The following is a 24,985-nucleotide window of genomic DNA, read 5'->3' as shown; positions in this document are numbered from 1 at the left end:
CACCACAAAACCTCAGTTTTTCTCCGCCCGCTCGCGCAGCCCTTTCAGGGTATTGAACGGCGCATCCACCACGAACTTGTTGGCCACCATCGCCGGCACGCTACCACCTGGCTCGGTGTGCACCTGGTAGGTCACTTCAGTGCTGTCACCCTTGGGCACCAGCTTCCAGAAGCCGTCGACTTTTGCCACCCGAACAAAACCCTTCTCTTCCGGCAGGTAAGTCGGCTCTTCTTTCAGGTTACGGGTCAGGCTGCCATCCGCCTCCTTGACGGTCGTAATGTGCAGCACGGAATCACGCGGCGTCACCGGCCATGGCGTATTGAACTGGGTATAGGTCCAGCTCTGGTCACCTTCGTGCTTGAGCAGCTTCTGCGACTTGCATTCGTGAATCCAGGCACAGGCCCCGGACACGTCCTCCTGCAGCGCCTCGACCTTGGCCAGCGGCGCCTTGATCACGGTCACACCGCGATAGGCCTTGTACTTGGACCCGGCCACCTCACTGAGGGACACCTTGATGCCCTCCTCGTCCTTGGCCACTTGCCAGTTTTCAGCCCAGGCCACAGGCGACAGCAGAACACCCACGCCACACAGCAGTGCAATACGCTTGAACGATCTCATCATGTTTATCCTTGTTGTCGAAGATCCAGCCTGTCACGCCGCCGTCATCTGCTCCCACCAGCCAAGAATCCTGATAGCGTCGTCACGATCACTGCCACACACCTCGACATCTGCCTTGAAACCACCACACACCGCGGGCCGCTCAGGCTTGCCGAACAGGTCGCAAAGGTTGGCCGCAGTCAGGTGCAGGCAGCGCTCTCCTGCCGGCTTGCCATTGGGCATTCGCGGCATCGCGGAAGTGATGGACGGGGCGATGCAGCAGGCACCACAGCCCTCACGGCATTTCATGACTGTTCACCAAAATCAGGACTCCCTGGAACAAAACGGGACGAACGTCCCTGGATAGTAACGGCTCAAACAGACGTTTGAAATTGCTGGCACGATGAAATCTGCTGTGACCCGGCAGTCAGTTCGCGCCTATTGGCGATACTCGAAATCGATGGCTGCTCCTTCCACGTCATGACGGCTGTCATTGCGCAGTTGCAGCTGCATTTCGTTGTTGATCAGCCGACCATTGAGCTGGAACGGGCTGTCATTGGTCTCTGGTCTTTCTGTGAACATGGGCGGCAACAATGGTTTGCGCCGCTGGATTGGCGAAGGCGCGCCCACATTCGGCTCAAGGTTGTTGACCATATCAACTGGCAGGCTGAGGTCCAGTTCCGTCTTGGGTAATGGTTTGGCAACCGCTTTGCTGAGCGGCTTGTGCGCGGGCTTGGCTGTCGCCTTTTTTGGCACCTGCTTACCCTGAGCGGCCTGAGCCTGGCTTGCCGGTTGCGCAGCCAAAGCGGGGGCGACCGGGCAGCAGAACGGCAAAAGGCACACGATCAGAACGAAGCAGCGCGAAGCGTTCATGGCAAATGGACAGACTGGCAGGAAAAGTGCGTATGCTCCCTGTTCCACAGACGGCTTGCAAGCCTTACAAAAGCGTGACCGCAGTCTCCCTGCACAACTGCTGCGCCAGCAAACCGAGCGTAATCACAGCCCGTTCGGCCTCTTTATTCCATGGAATGCCGCAATTGAGTCGTACACAGTGGTTGAACTGCTCTGTGTTACTGAATATTAGTCCTGGTGCAATGCTGATACCCTGCTCCAGCGCGCGCACATGCAGCTCCTGGGTATTGACCCGACCCGGCAGGCTTACCCAGAGGATGAAGCCACCTGTCGGCCGAGTCATCTGGGTGCCCTCGGGGAAGTGTTGCTGCACTGCCAGCTGATAGGCGCTGAGGTTCTTGCGATACTCCTGGCGCATGAAGCGAAGATGCCGGTCGTAGCCGCCATTTTCCAGGTAGGCTGCCACCCCCATCTGCGTCACGCTGCAGGCCGAGTGGGTGGTAAAAGTCTGCAAGCGCTGAATCTCGTCCTGGTAACGCCCCGCGATCATCCAGCCAACGCGCACGCCGGGGGACAACGTCTTGGAGAAGCTCGAACAGTAGATGACCCGGTCCAGCCGGTCGAACGCCTTCAGCGCCTTGGTCTTGCCCTGCTCGAACATCAGTTCACCGTAGATGTCATCCTCGATGATCTGGATATCGAAGTCCGAGGCCAGTCGCAGCAATTGCTTTTGCCGCTCTTCCGGGACGGTGCCGCCCAGCGGGTTGCTCAAGCGCGCAGTCAGCACCAAAGCCTTTATCGACCACTGGTTAGCCGCCAATTGCAAGGCTTCGAGGCTGATACCGGTGGACGGATCGCTGGGAATTTCGATCACTTTCAAACCCAGCAGGTCAGCCAGTTGCAGCAAGCCGTAATAGGTCGGCGACTCGGCGGCGATCAGGTCACCTGGACGGGTCAGCACACGCAGCGACATCTGCAGGGCGTCTACACACCCATGGGTGACGATCACTTCACGCGGGTCGACCAACACGCCGGCATCGCGCATGCGTATGGCGATCTGTCGGCGCAGCGGCTCGAAACCAGGGCTGAACATGTAGCTGAAGGCACGCGGGCTATGGAAGCGCGTCACCTTGGCGATTTGCTGATGCAGGGCGCGCACGGGCAGATAGTCGACATGCGGCACTGCAGCGCCAAACGGGAACACACCATCGCGACGCGCCTCAGTCAGCACCTGCTGAATGATGCTGGCGCGCGTGACCAGGCCGGGGCGCTCCACCCGGGCGATGTCCGGCGTTTGCGCGGTCAAGGCAGGTGTCTGGTGCACGTAGTAGCCAGACTGCGGCCGCGCCCGGATAAGCCCTTGGTCCTCGAGATTGGCATAGGCCTGCAACACCGTGGCATGACTGACATTGAGCTGGGCGCTCATCTTGCGCACGGAGGGTACCCGCTCGCCTGGCTGGTAGACACCGCGACGGATATCATCGGCCAGTTGCTGGGCGATACGCTGGTACAGCAGCAGGTTGGTCATGTCGACATGCTCGTTGTTCTTGTACGGGTCACTGACGGTAAAGGATACCGTAACAGTTGCAAAGTGTACTGGGACAGATTGCAACATAGTCGACAATACAACAGCGTGGCAGCTATCGAAACGATTAAACCGACATAAAACGGGCCGCAAAGCGGCCCCTTTTCCGAAAGACTCAGCGCGCTGGCGCGAGCCGCCCCTTGTCATCGGAGAATACGATCTCAACCCGTCGGTTCTGCGCCCTGCCCCGCTCCGAGGCATTGGCCTCAATCGGGTACTGATCGCCATAACCTTCAACCTGCAGGCGCTTTTCGTCGATACCCAGGTCTACAAGCATGTCGGCCACGGACTGCGCCCGATCGCGCGACAGCTTAAGGTTGTCCTCGCCCGCGCCAGTGCTGTCGGTATAGCCCTCGATGCGCACTACCCGGCGCGGGTTGAGCTGCAGGAACTGCACCAGCTTGAGCACAGTCCGGCTGGCCGAGTTCTTCAGGTCGGCACTGCCGGTATCGAACAGCACATCGCCCAACGTCATCACCAAGCCACGGTCGGCCTGTTCCGAAGCCAATGCGGCAATCTGCGATTCGACCCACTGGCCCTGCTGCTGCACGCTGGCCAGCTTGGCCTCACGCAAAGCCAGCTGCAGGCGCTGACGCTCCAGGTCAAGCTTGGCCTGGCGTTCCTGGTTCAGCGCCAGCTTGGCATGCTCGCTGGCAATCTCGCTGTAGCGCTGACTGAGGTACGCATAATGCCGCACATCAGAACCGGTGCCGATGTAGCTGGACAAGCGCTCGGCGCGGGCCAGCGATTCGCCCGCGCGAATCACGTCGCGCGGCGCGCTGCGCAGCACATCGGAATCATCCTTGACCCCCTGGAAGGCGACAGCGGCCTCATCCAGCGCGGCACTGCTGCGCTGGCTGGCGCAACCTTGCAAGCCTGCCGTCAGCGCCAACAATACCAGTGCAGCCAAAGGCGTACGCCGGATCATGGCTGCACCCCCAACTGCTTGCGCAAGCGCTTGATCCGCGACTGCAGTACCTGCAACTGCTCTTCGCTCTTCTGGTTCAGCACCTGGGCCTCGGCCAGGCGTGCATCCAGCTCGGCTTGCTCGGCGCGCATGCGCGCATCGCGGTAGTCTTGGGTAAGCATGTTGGCCTTGGCGCGGGCCAGCTTGTCTTCAGCCAGTTTCAGCGTTTCGACCTGCTCAGTGGCGCCGACGGCCTTGGCCTGGTCCAGTGCCTGTTCGGAAATGCGCATCTGCTCGTCAGGGGCCGGATCATTGGCGCAGCCAGCCAGGCCGAGCACGGCCAGGGCAAGGATTAGTGGTTGGGTTCTCACGCAATCTTCCTAGTGTTTGGGGGCTTCCGCCGGCACCTGCAACTGCGCTTTCCAGCGCTCGAGATTACGTTGCAGTACAGCTTCGGATGCACCAGAGATCGGCAATTCTGTCAGTTTTTTTGCCAATTGCCCACGCAACCAGCTGTCATTGCACGCCGAGTTGTGCGACAGCGCCAGGTACAGGCCCGGCCTGTCCACCGGCAAGCCGCGGGCTATCAGGTCATTGCTCATGCCCAGGCTCTGGGCCATGGCCATACCGGAGTAACGGCCAGCCAGCACATAGTCCACCTGGCCGAGTACCAGCTTCTGGAACGCCTGGGTCAGGTTCTGCGCCGGCACCAGCTTGAGTTGGGCCTTGGCGAACGCCGTAAAGGCCGGGGTCAGGCGCGCACGGTCAGACAAACTGCCCTGGTACCTGGCCAGATCGGCCGGGCCATCAAAGATCACCACTGCATCATGGCGGGTCCACACCAGGTACTCATTGAGCTGCAACGGCGGATGGATGTAGTCCAGCGCGGTCAGTTGCTCCACCTGCATAGGGGTGTCGAGCAGCAGGTCCATGCGCCCACTGCGTACCTCTTCCAGCGCCTGATCACGGCGACCAGCACTCAGCACCTCGACCTTCACACCCAGTTCGCCAGCCACCTGGCGCAACAGGTCAACGTTGGCGCCTATCAGGTGCCTGGGATCTTTCGGATCTTGCCAGGAATAGGGCGGCGCATCAGGACTGCCAGTCGCCACCAGGCGTTCGCACTTGCCTGCTGCCATCGCCAGTGGCGGCAGCAACAGCGCCACGCATGCCAGCACCCTGCCCGTTCCGCGCAACGTCATGCCTTACTCCTCAACCCATAAAAAAACCCGACCCTCAAAATGAGGGCCGGGTTCTTTATAAGTGAAGCAGGCGGATCAGACCAGCTTTTCCAGCTCTGGAACCGCTTCGAACAGGTCAGCGACCAGGCCGTAGTCGGCCACCTGGAAGATCGGCGCTTCTTCGTCCTTGTTGATCGCCACGATCACTTTGGAGTCTTTCATGCCGGCCAGGTGCTGGATCGCGCCAGAGATACCGACGGCGATGTACAGCTGTGGCGCAACGATCTTGCCGGTCTGGCCGACCTGCATATCGTTCGGCACAAAGCCTGCGTCGACTGCGGCGCGCGAAGCACCGACAGCGGCACCGAGCTTGTCGGCCAGGCTGTACAGGTGTTTGAAGTTGTCACCGTTGCCCATGCCACGGCCGCCGGAAACGACGATCTTGGCAGCGGTCAGCTCTGGGCGGTCGGACTTGGCCAGCTCTTCGCCAACGAAAGCCGAAATACCGGCGTTGTGCGCAGCGCCAACAGCTTCGACAGCAGCCGAACCACCTTCGGCGGCCACGGCGTCGAAACCGGTGGTACGTACGGTGATCACCTTGATGGCCGCGCTCGATTGCACGGTGGCAATGGCGTTACCCGCGTAGATCGGGCGCTTGAAGGTGTCGGCGGACTCGACCGAGATGATCTCGGAGATCTGGTCCACGTCCAGCAGCGCGGCAACGCGCGGCAGGATGTTCTTGCCATTGGTGGTAGCCGGGGCCAGCACATGGCTGTATCCCTTGGCCAGCTCGACGATCAGCGGCGCGACGTTTTCCGGCAGCACGTGGGCATAGGCCGCGTTGTCGGCAACCAGCACCTTGGCCACGCCAGCGATCTTGGCAGCAGATTCGGCAACGCCACCGACGTTCTGGCCGGCGACCAGCACGTGCACATCACCACCGATCTTGGCGGCTGCGGCGACAGTGTTCAGGGTGGCCGGGGCTACGGCACCGTTCTCGTATTCAGCGACAACCAGGATAGTCATTTAGATTACCTTCGCTTCGTTCTTCAGCTTCTCGACCAGTTCGGCCACCGATTTGACCTTGATGCCAGCACTGCGGGCAGCCGGGGCTTCAACCTTCACGGTCTTGTTGGTGGAGGCGAGGGAAACGCCCAGTGCGTCTGGAGTAACAGTCTCCAGCGGCTTCTTCTTGGCCTTCATGATGTTCGGCAGCGACGCGTAGCGTGGCTCGTTCAGGCGCAGGTCGGTGGTGACGATCGCTGGCAGGTTCAGTGCAACGGTCTGCAGGCCGCCATCGATTTCACGGGTGACATTCAGCTTGTCGCCAGCGACTTCGACCTTGGACGCGAAAGTGCCCTGGGCGAAGCCAGTCAGCGCGGCCAGCATCTGGCCGGTCTGGTTGTTGTCACTGTCGATAGCCTGCTTGCCGAGGATGACCAGCTGCGGCTGCTCCTTGTCGACAACGGCCTTCAGCGCCTTGGCCACGGCCAGGGAGTTCAGTTCGTCAGCGGCTTCTACCAGGATGGCACGGTCGGCACCCAGGGCCAGGGCAGTACGCAGTTGCTCCTGGGCAGTGGTCGGGCCGACGGAAACGACGACGATCTCGGTCGCAACGCCTTTTTCCTTGAGGCGTACGGCTTCTTCCACGGCGATTTCGCAGAAGGGGTTCATGGACATCTTGACGTTAGCAAGGTCGACGCCGGAGTTGTCCGCTTTGACGCGAACCTTGACGTTGTAGTCGACCACTCGTTTGACAGCTACAAGAACCTTCATGGATTCCTCGTTACTCTCCGGTGAATAGATAGTCGCCTGGGGCCATGCCCGGCGATGCGCGTGGGTACAAGGGCACCTCTAAAAACGTATCGGGTGGCAGCAACTTCACAGTGACCAAACAGTCTCGTTCGGACTCTTGCGACAAATCCTCACGGGTCATTTCCTGTCGTGGCGTGTAAACTCCACTACAAACCGGCCCAAGCCCGCAAAACCCTGCTCCACACCTGGTCTTTAGAGGTGTACCTGCGCCCGGCTGCAAGCCTACGGCGAACGTAAAACCGCTCGTATCTTGACCGTAACACCCATTCCGGTCAATACGGCAAATCGGTCACCCTCCAGCCGCGTTCCTGTGATTTTACTGGCCTGCGGCAAATTCAAACAAACGTTTGTATTGGACCCGCCAAGTGGTGTAGATATAATGCGCGGCCAAGACAAAACGGTGTAGTCCGTCATTTGCCCAGCTACAGTTCCGCCGTTGCGTAGAACCGCCGCGAATGCCCCGCACCCATAAGACAAAGCAACAGCACGAGCCTTGATGAGTAGGAGAGAACCAGTGGAACGCGAATACATGGAATTCGACGTGGTCATCGTCGGCGCCGGCCCGGCGGGCCTGTCCGCCGCCTGCCGCCTGAAGCAGAAGGCCGCCGAAGCCGGTAGCGAAATCAGCGTCTGCGTGGTGGAGAAAGGCTCTGAAGTCGGCGCCCACATCCTCTCTGGCGCGGTGTTCGAACCCCGCGCCCTGAACGAGCTGTTCCCCGACTGGAAAGCGCTCGGCGCACCGCTGAACACCGAAGTGAAGCGCGATGACATCTACGTGCTCAAGGACGCCGGCAGCGCGACCAAGGTGCCTGACCTGTTCGTGCCCAAGACCATGCACAACCATGGCAACTACATCATCTCGCTGGGCAACCTGTGCCGCTGGCTGGCCCAGCAGGCCGAGAACCTCGGCGTGGAGATCTACCCAGGCTTCGCCGCCCAGGAAGCGCTGTTCGACGACAACGGCGTGGTCCGCGGCATCGTCACCGGCGACCTCGGTGTCGACCGTGAAGGCAACCCCAAGGATGGCCTGTACACCCCAGGCATGGAACTGCGTGCCAAGTACACCCTGTTCGCCGAAGGCTGCCGTGGCCATATCGGCAAACAGCTGATCAAGCGCTTCAACCTCGACAGCGAGTCCGACGTCCAGCACTACGGCATCGGCCTGAAGGAAATCTGGGAAATCGACCCGGCCAAGCACGAACAGGGCCTGGTGGTGCACACCGCCGGCTGGCCGCTGGACGTGGTGGCCAAGGAAAACACCGGTGGCTCGTTCCTTTATCACCTGGAAAACAACCAGGTGGTGGTCGGCCTGATCGTTGACCTGTCCTATGCCAACCCCTACCTGTCGCCGTTCGACGAATTCCAGCGCCTCAAGCACCACCCGGTGATCAGCCAGTACCTCGAAGGCGGCAAGCGCATCAGCTACGGCGCCCGCGCCTTGGCCAAGGGCGGCATCAACTCGCTGCCGAAAATGGTCTTCAATGGTGGCGCGCTGATCGGTTGCGACCTGGGCACCATGAACGTGGCCAAGATCAAGGGCAGCCATACCGCGATGAAGTCCGGCATGCTCGCCGCCGAAGCAGTGGCCGACGCTTTGATCGCCGGTAGCGAAGGCGGCGATCAGTTGAACAGCTATGTCAGCGCCTTCAAGGCCAGTTGGCTGCACGAAGAACTGTTCGCCAGCCGCAACTTCGGCCCGGCCATGCACAAGTTCGGCCCGCTGCTGGGCGCGGCGTTCAACTATGTCGACCAGAACTGGTTCGGTGGCAAGCTGCCGTTCACCCTGCATGACACCAAGCCGGACTATGCCTGCCTCAAGCTGGCCGCCGACTCGAAAAAGATCGACTACCCGAAACCGGACGGCAAGCTCAGCTTCGACAAGCTCAGCTCGGTATTCCTCTCCAGTACCAACCACGAAGAGGAACAACCCTGCCACCTGAAGCTGACCGATCCGAGCGTACCGATCGCCAGCAACCTGCCGCTGTACGACGAGCCTGCCCAGCGCTACTGCCCGGCAGGTGTGTACGAAGTGGTCACCCAGGAAGACGGCAACAAGCGTTTCCAGATCAACGCGCAGAACTGCGTGCACTGCAAGACCTGCGACATCAAGGACCCGGCCCAGAACATCACCTGGGTCACCCCTGAAGGCGCTGGCGGGCCGAACTACCCGAACATGTAAGGCCCCTGCCCTTGCGGCAACAAAAAGCCCCCGGTTCTCATGGGCCGGGGGCTTTTTGTTGGCTGCCATTATCAGGCAGTACGCACTTCCTCAAAGAGTTCTGGATGGCGATCCAGCAGCTTGAGCAGTTTCACCAACGCCACTGGCGGGGTGGTCTTGCCGTTTTCATACCGGGAGAACGCATTGACCCCACCACCGAAGATTTCCCCCGCTTCACGCTGGTCGAGGTCGAACTTTCTGCGTATGGAGGCAATAAAGGAAGGATCCACAACATTTGCGTTGACCTGGCGCTCGAATGCCGTCATCAAGTGACTGACGCGCATGGCTTCATCATGACTCAGTACGCATTCACCACATGCGGAGCAGTAATCGCCACTTACCTCCGGGATCACTGTCATCTCGCCTTTGTAGCTATAGGGCATGCCCTGAATGTCAGGTGCAAGCTCCGAGCCGCCGCATATTGGACATCTCATGGTTACAACTCCTTGAAAGACACGATGAGCACGTCGTCTACCACGGACAATTTCAAATAAACGTACCCAATTGCTGTAAGCGGGCGATACACATCCTGCCAAACCCGGTGGTCAATATGGCTGGTCATGCTCTTGTAGAAATCAGTGCGCTTCAAGCTGGTGATCACCTCAAGCATGCCCGGAAAATCCATTCCCAGCGCCTTGGCGCCTTTCAATGCAGCACCCGTAGGACGGATTCGCCTTGCCGCAGCCAGGGCTTTTACCCGCTCCAGCGGGCAATGAGGCATTCTCTTTTCCATGAGAAATTAACCTTCCAGGTTAAATTTGGCTAATAGGTTATTCCAATAGCCCCCACCTGGAAGTCTGCCCCAATGCCCCGCAGCCGTTACCGGCTCATTTGTCGCCGCACATGACCGGCATCGGCTCCGCAGCAAACACCAATGGCTCACGACGCCCGAAATACAAGGCCGTCAGCAGCCCTACCGCGCCCATGATCAGACAAAACCCGACACACACCCATGGGCTCCACGGCATCAGCGCAATCAGTGCCAGCGGCGTGGTACTGGCCCACACTGCGTAGGCCACGTTGTAGGTGAAGGAAATGCCCGATACGCGGATCTGCGCCGGGAACAGCCCCACCATCACCGAGGGCACCACACCCACCACGCCGCAGCTCAATCCCGCCAGCGCATAGGCCAGCCAGGTCATGCCCCACTGCCCCACCAGGCTGGCGTACAACGCGCCGATACCCAGCGGCAGCAACAGGCTATACAACATCAGCGCGCGCCAGGCACCCACACGGTCGACCAGCAGCCCGGCCAGCACGCAGCCAATGTTGAGGAAGACGATGCCCACGCTGCTCAGGGCGAAGGTTTGGCCGGCACTCATGCCGAAACGCTGCTGCATCACCGTCGGGGTGATCACCACCAGCACCACCACCGCCGAGGTCAGCACACAGGTCAGCAACGCGGCAGGGATCAACGCCCGGCGGTGCTCGCCCAGCACTCGCCGCAGCGGAAACGTCACAGGTTGCTCCTGGCGCGCGCGCAAGGCGAGGAACACCGGTGTTTCACTGAGCCAGCGGCGCAGCCACACACCAATCACACCGAACACCCCACCCAACAGGAACGGGTAGCGCCAGGCGTAATCGAGGATTTCCTGCGGAGTGAACAGTTGCGCCAGCAAGGTTGCGGTCAGCGCCCCCAGCAGGTAGCCGAAGGTCAGCCCGGCCTGCAGAAAGCCCAGGGCATAGCCGCGCCGCCCGTTTGGCGCGTGCTCGGCAACGAACGTCCAGGCGCTTGGGACTTCACCGCCTACGGCAGCACCCTGGAGGATGCGCAAGGCCAACAGGATCAGCGGGGCGGCATAGCCGATGTCGGCATAGGTCGGCATCACCCCGATCAGCAGGCACGGCAGGGCCATCATCAGGATGCTCAGGCTGAAGACCCGCTTGCGCCCCAGATGGTCGGCGAAGTGCGCCATCAGGATGCCGCCCAGCGGCCGCGCCAGGTAGCCGGTGACGAAGATCCCGAAGCTTTGCAGCAGGCGCAGCCATTCGGGCATCTCCGGCGGGAAGAACAGCTGGCTGAGGGTCAGCGCGAAGAACACGAAAATGATGAAGTCGTAGATTTCCAGCGCGCCGCCCAGCGCCGCCAGGCCCAGGGTCCGATGGTCGCCGCGGCTGAACCGGGGCGGGCGAGCGGTATCGATGGCAGTCATGGCAGGGTCCGCAAATCGGCAAAGGGCAAGAGCATAACAAATAGCTGCCCGATTGCCCCGCCGGCAGCACTGCTAGCGGTTGAACACCGTATGCGCGAAGTTGGCTCGCGGCCGTGGCCGCGCTGTACTGGCTGGCAGCGTGCCCGGCAGCGGTAGCTTGCCGACCACCACCGGGGCGTCGATGATTGCCATGAACGTCTCCAGCGCCTCGTTATCGGGCGCCTGAGGCAGGCTCAGGCTGACCGCCTGGCGCTCGGTCTGCGGCACTGCTGGCACTTTCAACTGGCTGGAATGGTAAAGCAGGGAATGCTGGATTTGGGTACTGACGCGACAAAAACGCTCCAGGTCTACCCCGGCATGGCTGGCCAGTTCGATATTGCCCAGCAGCAAGTGAAAAGGCTGCAAGGCGCACTGCACCAAACGCTGCAGCTCCTCGAAGCTGTCAACGGGGGCGATCCGGTAGTAGCCCAGGCCATTGAGCAGCCGCTCCAGCTGCAACCGCTGGCAGGGGTGGGTATCGGCAATGAGAATGCGCAGGGTCTTGTTTGCCATGGTCGGGCCTGGGCAGCTGGGTAATGGGTACATTCCATGACCTTACTGCGCCCGTTAAGGCTACTGCCAAGGCCATGCCTGGCAGCGGTCTACTTTGATAGAAGTCGGGAACGCCGCATAAATCAAGTGATTGACTGACGGAATTTGCATTTGCCTTTAGCCCGGTACTCCGGTTTGCCACTTGCGCTCACCCCGTCAAGCCGTGCAGGTAACCGCGCGCCTAAACCCAGACGCTCGCACTTCGTTTAAAGGAGGCTCATGCCCCAAGGCATCGCCTCTTACATTCGCGGAGACCCCAGATGTTTCGCCCGGCCCTAGCCTTTTTCGCCCTGACCCTGTCCAGCGTCGCATGGTCCGCCGAGCCCTGTTCGGTAGACATTCACAGTACCGACCAGATGACCTACGACCTGAAAACGATCACCGTACCGCAGACCTGCCAACGCTTTACCGTTAACTTGCTGCACACCGGCATACTGCCCAGGAATATCATGGGCCACAACTGGGTGCTGGCCAAAAAGGACGACATCAAAGGCGTGACCACCGATGGCGCTGCGGCAGGTGAGGCCGATAACTACCTCCAGCCGGGCGACAAGCGCGTGCTCGCCCATACCCGACTGATCGGGGGTGGCGAAAAAGATTCGGTCACTTTCGACACCGGCATGCTGCAGGCAGGCCAGGCGTACGCGTTCTTCTGCTCCTACCCTTTCCACTCCACCATGATGAAGGGCACCCTCACATTCGGTACCTCGTCAGGCAGCTGACGCTATCGAAAAGTGGGCCGACAAGCCGAACGTGCGCTCAGGCCTCGGCCCACTCACGCATACGCAGCCGGCAATGCTTCATGGCGTTGACGATGTGCTTCTCCACCATGGCCTTGGACAGGCCCAGACGCGTGGCGATCTCCCCATGTGACAGGCCTTCGAGCTTGCGCAGCAAGAAGCACGCCCGGCAGGTTTCGCTCAGCTCCGCCACTGCACGCTGCAGCAACTCCAAGCGCTCTTCCTGGCGGCAGGCGCCGTGCACGGGGGCGACGAAGAATCGCTCATCGGTTTCCAGAATCTCCAGAGGCTCGGCGCGACGAAGCTGGTTGCGCCGATGTCCATCGGTCACCAGGTTAAGGGCGGTGCGGTAAAGGAAAGCGCGGGGATGGGAGATCTGCGTGTCGTCACACCGCTCGAGCACCCGCAGATACGCCTCCTGCGCGATATCTTCAGCAGCATGGTGGCTACCCAGACGCGAACGAAGGAACCCGACCAGTTCACGGTAGTAATGCTCGAGCAGTACACCCGAAGACGGCATCGAAGCGCTTTCCCTGTTGTCCGAAGATGGTAGAAGACCGCTGCAGGCCAAGTAATGGCACCGCTGGCGCATAAAATATAATAATTATCATCAAGCTTAAAGACGTTGTTACATTTCCACGCCCGCAACGCGCGTTCCCCGCTAAATCCGCCTTGATCGCTTTCGTTTAATCGGCAGCCTCCCTAGCTGATCCTTGGTGACAGCGGCCCTCTCATGGTCGGAAATCCTGCATGATCCCTCAACGCCTTACCCGTCGTGCCGTAACGTTCGCGCTGTGCCTTATTCCGGTGGCCGCATTCGCCACCTGGCAACTGTTGCCCGGCGAGGCCGAGCAGCGGCCGTTCGTCAGCGTCAGCCGTGGCAACATCGAATCCAGTGTCACCGCGCTGGGCACCCTGCAGCCCCGTCAGTACGTCGACGTGGGCGCGCAGGCCTCCGGGCAGATCCGCACGTTGCACGTAGAAGTCGGTGACACCGTCAAGCAGGGGCAACTGCTGGTGGAAATCGACCCTGCCACGCAACAGGCCCAGCTGGATGCCGAGCGCTATGCCATCCAGACCCTGAAAGCGCAGGTCAAGGAGCAGCGTGCCGAGCATCTCCTGGCCGAACAGCAGTTGCGTCGCCAGCAGCGGATGGCCAGCGACGGCGCCACGCGTGAAGAGGATGTGCAGACGGCCCAGGCCAAGGTGCTGACAACCCAGGCGCGCATCGACATGTATGAGGCGCAGATTCTCCAGGCGCAGGCCACGTTGCGCAGCGCGCAAGCTCAGCTCGGCTACACCCGCATCTACGCCCCGATCGGCGGTACCGTGGTAGCTGTCGATGCACGAGAAGGGCAAACCCTGAACGCGCAACAGCGCACCCCGCTGATCCTGCGGATCGCCAAGCTGTCGCCGATGACGGTATGGGCCGAGGTCTCTGAAGCCGACATCGGCCAGGTCAAGACCGGCATGCAAGCCTACTTCACCACCCTGGGCAGCGGCGGCAGGCGCTGGACCAGCACTGTCAGGCAGATTCTACCGATCCCGCCCAAACCGCTGGATCAGCTCAGCCAGGGCGGCGGCAGCCCGGTTGCCGCCGGTACGGCAAGCGGCAGCGGGACCGGCCGCGTGGTGCTCTACACCGTGCTGCTGGATGTCGACAACGATGACAACGCGCTGATGGCCGACATGACTGCCCAAGTGTTCTTCGTCGCCGGATCTGCCAAGGATGTATTGACCGTGCCCATCGCGGCGCTTCAGGGACGCGGCCAGGGCGAGGGGCTGCAGACTGCCCATGTTCTGACCGACAAAGGCGACGTACAGACGCGCCAGGTACGTACCGGGCTCAGCGACCGCCTGCGCGTGCAGATACTCGACGGGCTTGCGGAAGGTGACAAACTGCTGATCGGCCCTGTCGGCGGTGAGGGTTGACATGAGCACTCCGCTGATAGAGCTGGTCGGCATCCGCAAATCCTACGGGGGCGGCGACAGCCCCCAGGTCGATGTGTTGCGCGGCATCGACCTGAAAGTCCATGCCGGAGAGTTCATCGCCATCGTCGGCACCTCGGGCTCTGGCAAGTCGACCCTGATGAACATCCTGGGTTGCCTCGACCGCCCAAGCGCCGGGCAGTATCGCTTCGCCGGCCAGGATGTTGCCGGCCTGAACAATGACGAACTGGCCTGGTTGCGCCGCGAAGCGTTCGGGTTCGTGTTTCAGGGTTATCACCTGATCCCCTCCGCCTCGGCGCAGGAGAACGTGGAGATGCCGGCGATCTACGCCGGAACCACGGCGGCCCCGCGCGCCGAAAGGGCCAAGGCCCTGCTGCAACGCCTGGGCCTGGGCGAGCGCACCGGCAATCGCCCGCGCCAGCTCTCAGGCGGCCAGCAACAACGGGTGTCCATCGCCCGGGCATTGATGAACGGCGGCCACATCATCCTGGCGGACGAGCCCACCGGTGCGCTGGACAGCCACAGTGGCACCGAGGTCATGCGCCTGCTGGATGAACTGGCCGAGCAAGGCCATGTGGTGATCCTGATCACCCACGACCGCGATGTGGCCGCCCGGGCGCAGCGCATCATCGAGATCCGCGACGGCGAAGTGATCAGTGACAGCGGCGCCGACCAGGCGCCGCCACCGCGTCGCCCAGGTGCGCTGCAAGCCGTCGATCTGGCCGGGCGCCTGGTGCGTGCCGACAGCCAGGGCAGCCCCTGGCTGGGCGAGACCCGGGACGCCCTGCAAGCCGCCTGGCGGGTCATGTGGAGCAACCGCACACGCACCGCGCTGACCCTGTTGGGAATCATCATCGGCGTCGCGTCGGTGGTCGTGATGCTGGCGGTGGGTGAAGGCAGCAAGCGCCAGGTCATGGCCCAGATGGGCGCGTTCGGCTCGAACATCATCTTCATGAACGGTGCCCCTCCAACACCGCGCGCTCCGCGCGGCAACGTTCGCCTCAGCGACGTGCAGGCGCTAGCCGAGCTACCGCAAGTGAAATCCATCATGCCGGCCATGACAGTGGAAGCGCAGGTGCGCTTCGGCAATCGTGACCTGGAGTCGACCATCGGTGGCTATTCGCCTGTGTTCCCGACGCTGATGAGCTGGCCCGTCAGCGAAGGCAGCTTCTTTACCGACAACGACCTGGCCACGGCTGCGACCGTGGCGGTGATCGGCTCGGAGGTGCGCAAGAAGCTGTTCGTTGACGGCCAGGACCCGATCGGCCAGTACATCCTCATCGAGAACGTGCCCTTCCAGGTGATCGGCGTGCTCGCCAGCAAAGGCTCCAGTGGCGCCAACCAGCGAAACGACCTGCGCATCGCCGTGCCGTACTCAGCGGTTTCCATACGTCTTTCCGGCACGCAACACCCGGAATACGTGATCATCGGTGCCGCCGACAGCACCCAGGTGCATGACACCGAACGCGCAATACGCCAACTGATGCTGAGCCTGCACGGTGGCATCGAAGACTTCGAGATCGACAACAGCGCGGCGATGATCCAGGCCGAGGCGGCGACACGCAACGGGTTGTCCCTGATGCTTGGCGCCATTGCCGCTATTTCGCTGCTGGTCGGCGGGATCGGCGTCATGAACGTGATGCTCATGACCGTCCGCGAACGCACCCGCGAAATCGGCATCCGCATTGCTACCGGCGCCCGACAGCGCGACATCCTGCGCCAGTTCCTGACTGAAGCCGTGGTGCTTTCGCTGACCGGCGGCCTGATCGGCGTCTGCCTGGCGTTGCTGATCGGCGTGGTACTCAGCCTGGCTAAGGTGGCCGTCGCGTTCTCTGCCCTGGCGATAGCGGGTGCCTTCGCCTGCTCGGTAGCCACGGGCGTCATCTTCGGCTTCATGCCCGCGCGCAAAGCCGCCGCCCTCGACCCTGTCGCCGCCCTGACCAGTGAATGACCATGACCAGAACCCCGTTTTTACTGCTACCGCTGCTGACCCTGCTGGGTGCTTGCAGCCACACCCCTGCGCCACTGGACAGCGGTATCGCTGCACCTGCCAGCTGGCAAAGTCCGGCTGGCGGCACGGCGGCCTCCGCGCAATGGTGGACGACTTTCAATAGCGCTCAACTGAGCCAACTGATCGAGCAGGCGCGCCAGGGCAGCCATGACCTGCGCGCCGCCATGGCCAGGGTCAGGCAGGCACAGGCCGACCTGCGTATTGCCGGCGGCCCCCTGCTACCGCGCCTCGACGCCAGCGCCGACGCCTATCACCAGCGCTTGCTACGAGGCCAAGGGTACAGCGAGCAGGACACGTCGAACCGCGAGCGGACCTACCGCTACTTCAACACGGCCCTGACGACCAGCTACGAGCTGGACTTCTGGGGTAAAAATGCCGCTGCGCGTGACAGTGCCCGCCTTGGCCTGCAAGCCACTGCACGTGACCGTGACACGCTCGAACTGAGCCTGACGAGCAGCGTTGCCGATACCTACCTGAGTGCCCTCGCCGCTCGCGAGCAGGCACGCATCGCCGCGCTTAACCTGGAAAACGCCGACAAGGTCCTGAGCCTTGTGCGCACGCGATTCCAGGCCGGGTCGTCGACTGCCCTGGAACTGGCCCAGCAAGAGAGCCTTGTGGCCAACCAGCGACAACAGTTGCCGCTCTACCAACAGGAGGCCCGCGATGCGCAGATCACCCTGGCAACCCTGCTTGGCGTGCCGGTCCAGGCGCTAGAACTGGCCGATCAGCCTTTCGATCAACTGAGTGGCCCGAGCATTGCCGCCGGCATTCCCAGCCAACTGCTGACGCGCCGCCCGGATATCGCTGGCGCAGAGGCGCGCCTGGCTGCGGCTCAGGCGGATGTCAGCGTTGCGCGGGCAGCACTGTTCCCCACGGTGAGCTTGACGGCCAGCCTGGCCACAGGCGACAGAAAAGCCATCGACCTGCTGCGCAATCCGGCGCTCAACCTCGGTGCCGGTCTGACGGCGCCCATTTTCAATAATGGCGCCTTGCGCGCCGAGCGTGATCGCGCCATCGCTCGCCAGGACGAGCTGCTCGAGGCCTATCGCAGCGTGCTGATCACCAGTTTCGGCGAAGTCGAGAAGGCCTTGAACAGCGTCGACGGCCTGGACCGCCAGACACACTGGCAGCATGAAGCGCTCACCCAGGCGCAACGCGCCTTCGATCTGGCCGAGAACCGCTACCGGGCCGGGGCCGAAGACCTGCTCAGCGTGCTGGAAGCGCAACGCAGCCTGTTTACAGCACAGGCCGAACGGGTACGGCTGCGCAAAGCGCGTTTGCAGGCCAGTGTTGCGCTTTACAAGGCATTGGGCGGCGGCTGGACGGCGTCGGACACACTGATGACAGCGAGGTAGGCAAGCCCCCTGACGGGAGCCCTACCCGCTGCAACACCGGCCAAAAATCGTCAACGCTACAAACCGTCACGTCGCGGGCCGGGTGCCAGATGGCGGGCATACCAAGGCCGCTGAGGCACCCTGCCGGCCAAGCGATCGCCGTCTTCTTCAGGGCTGAAAATGACTTGCAAGGCCAGCTTCATGGTCTCAATGTCCAGTTTCCCGGTGCCGCCGCCATTGCCCAGCCCCCAGGCACCGCAACCTTCACGCGTAGGCCCCAGCCAAGGCTCGGCCACACGCACCCAGCGCCCTGGCGCAAACCACGGAATGCCATCGATCATCTGCGGCTTCACTTCCCCCGGGTGCGCCTGCTGGTGGGCCAGGTACCAATCGTTCAGGCGGTCGTCGATCCAGCCATGAAAGGCCCAGAACACCGGGTTGACATGGGAGGAAAACGGATCGCCGAGGAAGTCGTTCTCGGCGCGGAACCAGCGTTCGGAAAAATCGTAGTTGCGACGCCCGTAAGGCATCGGGTAATCCGAGTTCGGGTCACGCCCCAGGGATGCCCAACGCATGTGCAGCCAATCATGGATTCCCAATTCGATGCGTGAACCCAACTCTCCCAGACACAGGGTGCTGAGGTATTGCGGATCATGCAACTGGGCTTCCCACAGCTGGAAGTTGGCGTGCAGCCCCTGGCTGCTCTTGACGTAGTACAGCCACTGGCTGAAGGCTTCATCGCCGGCCGCCTGCCAGTTGGGCGGGACGCTGTAGCCGTCGCGGTTGTCGAGGTAATCGAAAAACGCCTGAACGCCCTGCCCGATCGATGGGCGTGCCGCAGGCAGGCTTGCCCAGGAACGCAGGTCCTGGACCTCGCGCACGCCATGCAGCATGTGCCGATGCATGAACAGAAAATCCTCGCCGGAGCCGTTGCGATGGCGATCATGCCCGCGTGCGTTGCGCTCCTTGCCCAACGGGCCGACCTGCCAACCCAGCGCACGCACCATCTGCCGCCGGGATTCATCGATGCGGTGCCAGCGATCGCGACTGGCGTGCCAGAGCTGGTGATAGTAGCGACGCTGCGGTGAAATCAGGTCCTCGTGCAGCGCCGCCACGTACGGCAGCCGCTCACGCGCCAGCACGAACGGTCGGCGGACGGCGACAAAGCTCGCTTGCGCCCCGGAATGCCCCGCCTGCGTCCCTGCCAGGCGTACGTGCCCACTCAGGGTCGCGCTGCCTCCACCCTCGCTCCAGTCGCCCCATATCTCATCCAGCACGGCATCGCAGTCATAGGCCTCGCCAGAACCCGCCATCATCTTCAGTTGCACCTTCGGCAGCCGGTCGGCAGCCAACGGGCCGTATACCTGCAAACCCTGACCGCCATAGGGCGCAGTACCCAGGTAGCCGCGCACGGCACGGGCACCCTGCCCTACGTCGAGCAGCAGCTGCTGCGGTCTGGCCAGCTCGGCCAGCGCCGGGTGATCGCTCGTCATGCGCCAGTCCCAGATCCCGACCAGGCGTTCACCTAACAGCGCATTGGGCAGGTCGTCGACCGGCACCGCAGGCTCGTCACTGCTCAGCTCCGCTTCCTCGGCCCGCTGCCACGCCTGCCGTGCGTAATAGCCGGCAGGCAGTGCTACACCGGCGGCCACCAGGCCCGCCAGGATCTTACGACGTGACACTTTCATCCACTGTACTCATGACGTGACTCCTGCTGCGAAAACGAATGGTTGAGGGAGCGATTTAGAGGGTTGCTAAATTCTCTTGGGCTCGGCTCGTTTCACCCAGCAAGTTCGAACGGCATGGGGCCGTCGTGCAGGTGGTCGAGTACGCAATGAAGAAACAGGCTTTTTTTTCGCGCAGATGGCCATGGGCTTTGGCATTTCTGCTCTTGCTCCTGGCGGCCGCAGGCGCCTGGTGGTATTGGGTCTACCTTGCCAAACACCCCTACGGCCGGGAAATCGAACAGCGGGCCAACGCCCTGCAGGCGCGCATCCCGGCCCTGGATGCGCACCTTGACGTGCCGCTGAGCTATGGCACCGATGGCGAGGAAGCAAACCATGACGGCCCGACCCAGTTCGACCTGGTGAAAGCCGCCAAAGGCCGCCTGAGCGGCGCCTCGATCGCAATCTGGTCATGGCCGGAGTTCTGGAGTGGGCCCAATTGGCCGCACCGCCCCACACCCGGGTTCGAGGCGGCGATGGCCAACGAACTGGAAGTTCGCTATCGGATCATCACCAGCATCGCCAAGGACTACCCTGCGCAGGCCGGCATCGCTTACACCCCTGCCGACTTCCGCCGACTGGTCAGTGAAGGCAAGTTCGCCATCATTATCAGCCTGCTCAACGCCGCCCCCCTTGGCGACGACATCGACAAGCTGGACCACTGGGCCGCACGCGGCATGCGGGTGTTCGGGCCAGGCTACGTCGGTAACAACAGCTGGGTCGACTCGGCGCGCCCACTGCCCTTCCTGGGCGATTCGGTCGACCCGCTGGGCGGTCTTTCCGACATCGGTCGTCGCGCCATCACCCGGCTCAACGACCTTGGCGTGGTCATCGACGTCTCGCAGATGTCCAGCCAGGCCCTGACCCAGGTCACCCAGCTGAGCCGCGCACCGGTCATGGCCTCGCACACGGGGGTGCAAGGCATGATGGACATTCGCCGCAACCTCAGCGACGCGGACTTGGCACACATCAAGGCCACCGACGGGCTGGTCAACATCGTGGCCTACTCACACTACCTCAAGCCGTTCTCGCGCCCGACCATCGAAAAGATGAACGCGTTACGCGCCAAGTATGGCCTGCCAGACGTACAGAACCAGACCCAGATGGGCACCACCACCGACCCGGTGTTCTCGATCTGGTCGGAGAAAAAGTTCGGTGAATACCTCACGCCGTTCTACGACATCCTCGGCGCCGAGCCCGAAGCGACCCTGGCCGACTACGTCGACTCGATCGACTACGCGGTGAAGAAGATCGGTATCGACCATGTCGGCATCAGTTCCGACTTCAACGACGGCGGCGGTGTGGTTGGCTGGGAAAATGTCAGCCAGAGCCGCAACGTCACTGCCGAACTGATGCAGCGCGGCTATTCCGACGAAGACATCGCCAAGCTCTGGGGCGCCAACTTCCTGCGTGTGTGGGAAGCCGCCCAGAAGGCCGCCAGGCCGGCCCCTCCTCCCGTTGCCCACTACCCGCAAGGAAACCCATGAAACGGCTGACCTCACTGATTGCCCTCGGTTGTCTCTCGCTGTCGCTCGAAGCCCTCGCTGCCGACCCGGCTGCACCGGGCAAGGTTTTCAAAGACTGCAAGGATTGCCCGGAAATGGTCGTGCTGCCTGCCGGCAGCTACGTGATGGGCACCCCCGATGACGAACTGGGCAAACAGGACGATGAAGGTCCGTTGCACACCGTGACATTCGCCAAGGCTTTCGCCATGAGTCGCTTCCATGTGACTGCCGGGCAATGGCAGGCCTATGCCAAGGAAACCCACACGGTGCTGCCCGACGGCGACGACCGCCCGGGGCGGCTGTGCAAGAACGGCAAGCCCAGCTACCCGCAAAGCCCGACGCAGCCTGCGGTCTGCATGACCTGGGATGAGGCGCGCGGCTACATCGCCTGGCTCGCCAAGAAGACCGGCAAGCCCTACCGCATGGTCAGCGAGGCCGAACGCGAGTACGCCGGCCGCGCCGGCTCCACCGGCCCCTTCCCGTTCCCCTTCGACCAGGAAGGGGAATATCAGATCAGCAAGCATGCCAACACCTACGGGCCGCGTGATGGCTTCACCTACACGGCACCGGTCGGCAGCTTCCCTGCCAATGCATTCGGCATGTACGACATGCATGGCAACGTCTACGAGTGGGTCGAGGACTGCTGGCATATCGATTATGTCGGTGCGCCCACCGACGGCAGCGCCTGGACCACCGGTGGTACCTGCACACACCGGCAGATTCGCGGCAACGACTACCTGGAACCGCCCATCTTCTCCCGCTCGGGCAACCGCAACGAGCGCGAACCCGACGTGCGCGGCGACTGGCTGGGCTTTCGGGTAGCCCGCGCCCTTCAGGACGGTGAACCCAACTGACAATCCACAGGGAGAGTGACCATGCCCACCTTGAGCAGACGCCGTTTCGTCGCCGCCGCTACCTTGACCGGCCTCGCCCCCGCCATGCCCGCCTGGGCGGCGGGCGCAGCGAGCGACCCACCGGCGGACGACGCCATTATCCGCCTGGATTACAACGAGAGCCCGTATGGCCCCTGCCCTTCGGCACTCGAAGCAATGCACCAGGGCGCTCGCCAGAGCGGGCACTATTTTCCGGAACACGAATACCGCCTGGCTGAGCTGTTCGCCCGGCAAAACCAGGTACCCGAAGACCATGTAGCCGTCTTCTGCGGCTCCCGCTCGCCGTTGCAATACGCCTTGGCTCGCCACGCCGACAACCGCACCGTGGTCACCGCCGCGCCGACCTATGACTCGGTGGCCAATGGCGCCAGGGCTGTCGGCGCAACCGTGCATGAGGTGCCGCTCGATGCCCGTCACGCCCATGACGTACGCGGCATGCTTGCCGCCACCCGGCAACCCGGGGTGCTGTACCTGTGCAACCCGAACAATCCCACGGGCACGCTGACGCCACGCGCCGACATCGAGCACCTGGTCACCCACAAGCCGGCAGGCAGCCTGGCGATCATCGATGAGGCCTATATCCACTTTACCGACGCGCCCTCCTGCCTGGACCTGGCGGTCAGCCATGACAACGTCATGGTCCTGAGAACGTTCTCCAAGCTCTATGGCATGGCCGGTGCCCGCCTGGGGCTGGTGGTCGGCAAACCAGCATTGCTCGCCGACCTGCAACGCCTGAACGGCTACAACTTCGTACCACTTGCCGCTGCTATGGGCGGCATCGCCAGCCTGCAACAAGAAGACCTGGTCAGTGAACGAAAACAGATCAATCGAGGCATTCTGTGGAACACGATCGACGCCTTGCAAAAGGCCGGCTACCGCTGCACCGACGCCCAAGCCAACTGCTTCATGGTGGCCCTCGGCCGCCCCGCCAAACCTGTGATCGAGGCACTCGCGCAACGCAACATCCGGGTCGGGCGGGTATTCGAGACGTGGCCGCAATGGATGCGTGTCAGTGTCGGCACGCCGGCGCAGATGCAAGCCTTCCTGAAGGCGTTTCTTGACGTCATGCACGGCTGAAGGCAGCCGCCTAAATCCACCCTCCGCGGCTTCGTTTAACACCTACCCAACAGCAGCGCACGCAAGGCGCTGCTCCCCCCGCCAGCGTCGGCTGATCTACTCAGGAGTACATCATGTCCCAGTCCACCCGCGGCGCCATGCAGGACCTCTTCGCCCTGCTCAAGCCGTTTAAATACACCGTCGCGCTTTCCGTCATCCTGGGCATGGTCGGCGGCCTCAGCATCACCGTCCTGCTGGCCACCATCAACCGGGCCCTGCACGACGACACCGGCTTGACCCAAGGCGTGGTCTGGGGCTTCGCCGGGCTTTGCCTGGTCGCCCTCACCAGCTCGGTGTTTTCCGACATCGGTAGCAACCGAGTGGGCCAGAACATTATTGCCGCCTTGCGCAAGGCGCTGGGCGAGAAAGTCCTGTCGGCCCCCATCGAACAGATCGAGCGCTATCGCAGCCATCGGCTGATCCCGGTGTTGACGCACGACGTGGACACCATCAGCGATTTCGCCTTCGCCTTCGCGCCCTTGGCAATCGCCCTGACCGCCACCCTCGGCTGCCTGGGCTACCTGGCCATGCTGTCCTTGCCCATGTTCCTGCTGATGCTGGCGGCCATCGCGCTCGGGACCATTGTCCAGTACATCGCCCGGTCCAAGGGCATTCGAGGGTTCGTCGCGGCGCGGGATGCCGAAGATGAACTGCAACGGCACTACAATGCGATCGCCGGAGGCGCCAAGGAGCTGCGCATCCACCGTGCACGCCGTCAGCGCATGTTCAGCCGCAACATCCAAGGGACGGCCGACCAGATACGCGATATTCAGATCCGCTCCATCAATACCTTCGTCATTGCCAAGACCTTCGGCTCCATGCTGTTCTTCGTAGTCATAGGCCTGGCGCTTGCCCTGCAATCCCTGTGGCCTAACGCCGACAAAGAAGTAATGAGCGGATTCGTGCTGGTGCTGCTGTACATGAAAGGCCCGCTCGAATACCTCGTAGGAACGCTACCCATCGTTAGCCGGGCCCAGATCGCCTTCCGCCGGATTGCCGAGTTGTCCGAGCAGTTTTCCTCCCCGGAGCCGCACCTGCTGCTCGAAGACAAGGCCAGCCAGCTGCCCGCCTTGCACAGCCTTGAGCTGCGTGACGTGCGCTTTGCCTTCCCCCCGGTCGACGGCAACGCACCGTTTACCCTGGGGCCGGTAAACCTGCAGATCCGCCAGGGCGATATCGTCTTCATCGTCGGCGAGAACGGCTGTGGCAAGACCACCCTGATCAAGCTGCTGCTAGGGCTGTACCCGCCGCAACAAGGCGAGATTCGCATCAACGACCAGCCCATCACCGCGCGGGATCGCGACGATTATCGCCAGCTCTTCACCACCATCTTTTCCGATTACTACCTGTTCGACGACCCCTTCCTGGGCGCCAAGCAGGTGCCAGAGAGCGCTGAGGTCTATCTCAAGAGGCTGGAAATCGCACACAAGGTCAGCATCCGCGACGGCAGCTTCACCACCACCGACCTCTCGACCGGGCAACGCAAGCGGCTGGCGCTGATCAATGCCTGGCTCGAAGAGCGCCCGGTGCTGGTGTTCGATGAGTGGGCTGCAGACCAGGACCCGACCTTCCGGCGCATCTTCTACACCGAGCTGCTGCCCGAACTGAAGCGCCTGGGCAAGACAATCATCGTCATCAGCCACGATGACCGCTATTTCGATGTCGCCGACCAGCTGGTGCGCATGGCGGCCGGCAAGGTGGTCGTCGAGGCGTGCGTCGCCTGATGCAGTGAAAGCGAAACATTTGCATTCCGGTTTGTCATCAGCCGTGCGTCATACCCCTAGTCACCCTAAAAAAAGATCTGCCCAGCCTA

24 protein-coding genes are annotated in these 24,985 nt (G+C 62.3%); 9 read left to right on the top strand and 15 right to left on the bottom strand.

The window, feature by feature from the left end; genetic code table 11:
• Positions 1-12: 12 nt before the first annotated feature.
• The 9 genes from ACF8GF_RS16395 to ACF8GF_RS16355 all read right to left on the bottom strand — a co-directional run bounded on the left by ACF8GF_RS16395 (position 13) and on the right by ACF8GF_RS16355 (position 6,898).
• Positions 13-618 (bottom strand): START domain-containing protein, encoded by a 606-nt coding sequence (locus ACF8GF_RS16395; protein WP_043195569.1) that lies wholly within the window; start codon positions 616-618, stop codon positions 13-15.
• A 33-nt stretch (positions 619-651) separates the two neighbouring features.
• On the bottom strand, positions 652-906 hold the full coding sequence (locus ACF8GF_RS16390) for a YkgJ family cysteine cluster protein (protein WP_176682171.1): 255 nt from the start codon (positions 904-906) through the stop codon (positions 652-654).
• Positions 907-1,035: 129 nt separating this feature from the next.
• Positions 1,036-1,470, bottom strand: a complete 435-nt coding sequence (locus ACF8GF_RS16385) for a hypothetical protein (protein WP_176682170.1) — start codon at positions 1,468-1,470, stop codon at positions 1,036-1,038.
• 64 nt (positions 1,471-1,534) lie between these two features.
• Positions 1,535-2,977 carry a PLP-dependent aminotransferase family protein gene (locus ACF8GF_RS16380; RefSeq protein WP_176682169.1) on the bottom strand — a complete coding sequence of 481 codons (1,443 nt, stop codon included), beginning with the start codon at positions 2,975-2,977 and terminating at the stop codon, positions 1,535-1,537.
• 172 nt (positions 2,978-3,149) lie between these two features.
• On the bottom strand, positions 3,150-3,962 hold the full coding sequence (locus tag ACF8GF_RS16375) for an OmpA family protein (RefSeq protein ID WP_176682168.1): 813 nt from the start codon (positions 3,960-3,962) through the stop codon (positions 3,150-3,152).
• Positions 3,959-4,312, bottom strand: a complete 354-nt coding sequence (locus ACF8GF_RS16370) for a DUF4398 domain-containing protein (protein ID WP_392488197.1) — start codon at positions 4,310-4,312, stop codon at positions 3,959-3,961. Before ACF8GF_RS16370 ends, ACF8GF_RS16375 begins: the two co-directional genes overlap by 4 nt.
• 9 nt (positions 4,313-4,321) lie before the next feature.
• Positions 4,322-5,143, bottom strand: a complete 822-nt coding sequence (locus ACF8GF_RS16365; protein WP_176682166.1) for an ABC transporter substrate-binding protein — start codon at positions 5,141-5,143, stop codon at positions 4,322-4,324.
• 75 nt (positions 5,144-5,218) lie between these two features.
• Positions 5,219-6,148, bottom strand: a complete 930-nt coding sequence (locus ACF8GF_RS16360) for an electron transfer flavoprotein subunit alpha/FixB family protein (RefSeq protein ID WP_021784840.1) — start codon at positions 6,146-6,148, stop codon at positions 5,219-5,221.
• Positions 6,149-6,898 (bottom strand): electron transfer flavoprotein subunit beta/FixA family protein, encoded by a 750-nt coding sequence (locus ACF8GF_RS16355; protein WP_003254232.1) that lies wholly within the window; start codon positions 6,896-6,898, stop codon positions 6,149-6,151. It abuts the gene before it with no gap.
• A 535-nt stretch (positions 6,899-7,433) separates the two neighbouring features.
• On the opposite strand from ACF8GF_RS16355, the gene ACF8GF_RS16350 reads away from it, so the two are divergent.
• Positions 7,434-9,116 carry an electron transfer flavoprotein-ubiquinone oxidoreductase gene (locus ACF8GF_RS16350; RefSeq protein ID WP_209967214.1) on the top strand — a complete coding sequence of 561 codons (1,683 nt, stop codon included), beginning with the start codon at positions 7,434-7,436 and terminating at the stop codon, positions 9,114-9,116.
• Between the two features lie 71 nt (positions 9,117-9,187).
• Here the strand turns inward: ACF8GF_RS16350 and ACF8GF_RS16345 are convergent, their stop codons facing one another.
• From ACF8GF_RS16345 to ACF8GF_RS16330, 4 genes are all read right to left on the bottom strand, one after another.
• Positions 9,188-9,589 (bottom strand): type II TA system antitoxin MqsA family protein, encoded by a 402-nt coding sequence (locus ACF8GF_RS16345; RefSeq protein ID WP_003254235.1) that lies wholly within the window; start codon positions 9,587-9,589, stop codon positions 9,188-9,190.
• A gap of 2 nt (positions 9,590-9,591) precedes the next feature.
• A complete protein-coding gene (locus ACF8GF_RS16340; RefSeq protein WP_010954960.1) occupies positions 9,592-9,888 on the bottom strand; it encodes a type II toxin-antitoxin system MqsR family toxin in 297 nt (98 codons plus the stop codon).
• Between the two features lie 94 nt (positions 9,889-9,982).
• Positions 9,983-11,308, bottom strand: coding sequence for an MFS transporter (locus ACF8GF_RS16335; RefSeq protein ID WP_020193862.1), 1,326 nt, complete (start codon positions 11,306-11,308; stop codon positions 9,983-9,985).
• 72 nt (positions 11,309-11,380) lie between these two features.
• Positions 11,381-11,860: a histidine kinase gene (locus ACF8GF_RS16330; protein ID WP_392488196.1), complete on the bottom strand. Its 480-nt coding sequence runs from the start codon at positions 11,858-11,860 to the stop codon at positions 11,381-11,383.
• A gap of 299 nt (positions 11,861-12,159) precedes the next feature.
• Between ACF8GF_RS16330 and azu the strand changes: the two genes are divergently transcribed.
• The gene (azu, locus tag ACF8GF_RS16325) at positions 12,160-12,621 is read left to right on the top strand and encodes an azurin (protein WP_392488195.1); all 462 of its coding nucleotides are present in this window, start codon (positions 12,160-12,162) and stop codon (positions 12,619-12,621) included.
• A gap of 37 nt (positions 12,622-12,658) precedes the next feature.
• Here azu and ACF8GF_RS16320 read toward each other — a convergent pair whose 3' ends face one another.
• Positions 12,659-13,159: a sigma-70 family RNA polymerase sigma factor gene (locus tag ACF8GF_RS16320; protein WP_209967223.1), complete on the bottom strand. Its 501-nt coding sequence runs from the start codon at positions 13,157-13,159 to the stop codon at positions 12,659-12,661.
• 230 nt (positions 13,160-13,389) lie between these two features.
• Here ACF8GF_RS16320 and ACF8GF_RS16315 point away from each other — a divergent pair, with 230 nt between their 5' ends.
• Genes ACF8GF_RS16315 through ACF8GF_RS16305 form a run of 3 tightly spaced genes read left to right on the top strand, consistent with a single transcriptional unit; the run spans position 13,390 to position 17,955 of the window.
• Positions 13,390-14,571, top strand: coding sequence for an efflux RND transporter periplasmic adaptor subunit (locus ACF8GF_RS16315; protein WP_392488194.1), 1,182 nt, complete (start codon positions 13,390-13,392; stop codon positions 14,569-14,571).
• A gap of 1 nt (position 14,572) precedes the next feature.
• Positions 14,573-16,540 (top strand): MacB family efflux pump subunit, encoded by a 1,968-nt coding sequence (locus tag ACF8GF_RS16310; RefSeq protein ID WP_392488193.1) that lies wholly within the window; start codon positions 14,573-14,575, stop codon positions 16,538-16,540.
• Entirely contained in the window at positions 16,537-17,955 is a 1,419-nt protein-coding gene (locus ACF8GF_RS16305; RefSeq protein WP_209967229.1) for an efflux transporter outer membrane subunit, read from the top strand. The genes ACF8GF_RS16310 and ACF8GF_RS16305 overlap by 4 nt, the downstream gene beginning before the upstream one ends.
• 56 nt (positions 17,956-18,011) lie before the next feature.
• On the opposite strand, the gene ACF8GF_RS16300 is transcribed toward ACF8GF_RS16305, so the two are convergent.
• The gene (locus ACF8GF_RS16300; RefSeq protein ID WP_244733735.1) at positions 18,012-19,622 is read right to left on the bottom strand and encodes a PvdJ/PvdD/PvdP-like protein; all 1,611 of its coding nucleotides are present in this window, start codon (positions 19,620-19,622) and stop codon (positions 18,012-18,014) included.
• A 146-nt stretch (positions 19,623-19,768) separates the two neighbouring features.
• Here ACF8GF_RS16300 and ACF8GF_RS16295 point away from each other — a divergent pair, with 146 nt between their 5' ends.
• The 4 genes from ACF8GF_RS16295 (at position 19,769) to ACF8GF_RS16280 (ending at position 24,896) form a co-directional block, all read left to right on the top strand.
• Positions 19,769-21,145 (top strand): dipeptidase, encoded by a 1,377-nt coding sequence (locus tag ACF8GF_RS16295; RefSeq protein ID WP_392488192.1) that lies wholly within the window; start codon positions 19,769-19,771, stop codon positions 21,143-21,145.
• Positions 21,142-22,017, top strand: coding sequence for a formylglycine-generating enzyme family protein (locus tag ACF8GF_RS16290; protein ID WP_392488191.1), 876 nt, complete (start codon positions 21,142-21,144; stop codon positions 22,015-22,017). Before ACF8GF_RS16295 ends, ACF8GF_RS16290 begins: the two co-directional genes overlap by 4 nt.
• 21 nt (positions 22,018-22,038) lie before the next feature.
• Positions 22,039-23,133, top strand: coding sequence for an aminotransferase class I/II-fold pyridoxal phosphate-dependent enzyme (locus tag ACF8GF_RS16285; RefSeq protein ID WP_392488190.1), 1,095 nt, complete (start codon positions 22,039-22,041; stop codon positions 23,131-23,133).
• A gap of 113 nt (positions 23,134-23,246) precedes the next feature.
• Positions 23,247-24,896, top strand: a complete 1,650-nt coding sequence (locus tag ACF8GF_RS16280; RefSeq protein ID WP_392488189.1) for a cyclic peptide export ABC transporter — start codon at positions 23,247-23,249, stop codon at positions 24,894-24,896.
• Positions 24,897-24,985 lie beyond the last annotated feature (89 nt).

The organism is Pseudomonas sp. yb_5, from assembly GCF_043103865.1.
Lineage (GTDB): Bacteria > Pseudomonadota > Gammaproteobacteria > Pseudomonadales > Pseudomonadaceae > Aquipseudomonas > Aquipseudomonas putida_Y.
Note: the sequence above shows the minus strand (reverse complement) of the source record. Positions and strands in the feature narration are given on the sequence as shown.

Bases quoted from the DNA above. Each gene is read 5' to 3' on its own strand.
- ACF8GF_RS16395 (WP_043195569.1), bottom strand. From the start codon at position 618: ATGAGATCGTTCAAGCGTATTGCACTGCTGTGTGGCGTGGGTGTTCTG.
- ACF8GF_RS16390 (WP_176682171.1), bottom strand. From the start codon at position 906: ATGAAATGCCGTGAGGGCTGTGGTGCCTGCTGCATCGCCCCGTCCATC.
- ACF8GF_RS16385 (WP_176682170.1), bottom strand. From the start codon at position 1,470: ATGAACGCTTCGCGCTGCTTCGTTCTGATCGTGTGCCTTTTGCCGTTC.
- ACF8GF_RS16380 (WP_176682169.1), bottom strand. From the start codon at position 2,977: ATGACCAACCTGCTGCTGTACCAGCGTATCGCCCAGCAACTGGCCGAT.
- ACF8GF_RS16375 (WP_176682168.1), bottom strand. From the start codon at position 3,962: ATGATCCGGCGTACGCCTTTGGCTGCACTGGTATTGTTGGCGCTGACG.
- ACF8GF_RS16365 (WP_176682166.1), bottom strand. From the start codon at position 5,143: ATGACGTTGCGCGGAACGGGCAGGGTGCTGGCATGCGTGGCGCTGTTG.
- ACF8GF_RS16360 (WP_021784840.1), bottom strand. From the start codon at position 6,148: ATGACTATCCTGGTTGTCGCTGAATACGAGAACGGTGCCGTAGCCCCG.
- ACF8GF_RS16355 (WP_003254232.1), bottom strand. From the start codon at position 6,898: ATGAAGGTTCTTGTAGCTGTCAAACGAGTGGTCGACTACAACGTCAAG.
- ACF8GF_RS16350 (WP_209967214.1), top strand. From the start codon at position 7,434: ATGAGTAGGAGAGAACCAGTGGAACGCGAATACATGGAATTCGACGTG.
- ACF8GF_RS16345 (WP_003254235.1), bottom strand. From the start codon at position 9,589: ATGAGATGTCCAATATGCGGCGGCTCGGAGCTTGCACCTGACATTCAG.
- ACF8GF_RS16340 (WP_010954960.1), bottom strand. From the start codon at position 9,888: ATGGAAAAGAGAATGCCTCATTGCCCGCTGGAGCGGGTAAAAGCCCTG.
- ACF8GF_RS16335 (WP_020193862.1), bottom strand. From the start codon at position 11,308: ATGACTGCCATCGATACCGCTCGCCCGCCCCGGTTCAGCCGCGGCGAC.
- ACF8GF_RS16330 (WP_392488196.1), bottom strand. From the start codon at position 11,860: ATGGCAAACAAGACCCTGCGCATTCTCATTGCCGATACCCACCCCTGC.
- azu (WP_392488195.1), top strand. From the start codon at position 12,160: ATGTTTCGCCCGGCCCTAGCCTTTTTCGCCCTGACCCTGTCCAGCGTC.
- ACF8GF_RS16320 (WP_209967223.1), bottom strand. From the start codon at position 13,159: ATGCCGTCTTCGGGTGTACTGCTCGAGCATTACTACCGTGAACTGGTC.
- ACF8GF_RS16315 (WP_392488194.1), top strand. From the start codon at position 13,390: ATGATCCCTCAACGCCTTACCCGTCGTGCCGTAACGTTCGCGCTGTGC.
- ACF8GF_RS16310 (WP_392488193.1), top strand. From the start codon at position 14,573: ATGAGCACTCCGCTGATAGAGCTGGTCGGCATCCGCAAATCCTACGGG.
- ACF8GF_RS16305 (WP_209967229.1), top strand. From the start codon at position 16,537: ATGACCATGACCAGAACCCCGTTTTTACTGCTACCGCTGCTGACCCTG.
- ACF8GF_RS16300 (WP_244733735.1), bottom strand. From the start codon at position 19,622: ATGAAAGTGTCACGTCGTAAGATCCTGGCGGGCCTGGTGGCCGCCGGT.
- ACF8GF_RS16295 (WP_392488192.1), top strand. From the start codon at position 19,769: ATGAAGAAACAGGCTTTTTTTTCGCGCAGATGGCCATGGGCTTTGGCA.
- ACF8GF_RS16290 (WP_392488191.1), top strand. From the start codon at position 21,142: ATGAAACGGCTGACCTCACTGATTGCCCTCGGTTGTCTCTCGCTGTCG.
- ACF8GF_RS16285 (WP_392488190.1), top strand. From the start codon at position 22,039: ATGCCCACCTTGAGCAGACGCCGTTTCGTCGCCGCCGCTACCTTGACC.
- ACF8GF_RS16280 (WP_392488189.1), top strand. From the start codon at position 23,247: ATGTCCCAGTCCACCCGCGGCGCCATGCAGGACCTCTTCGCCCTGCTC.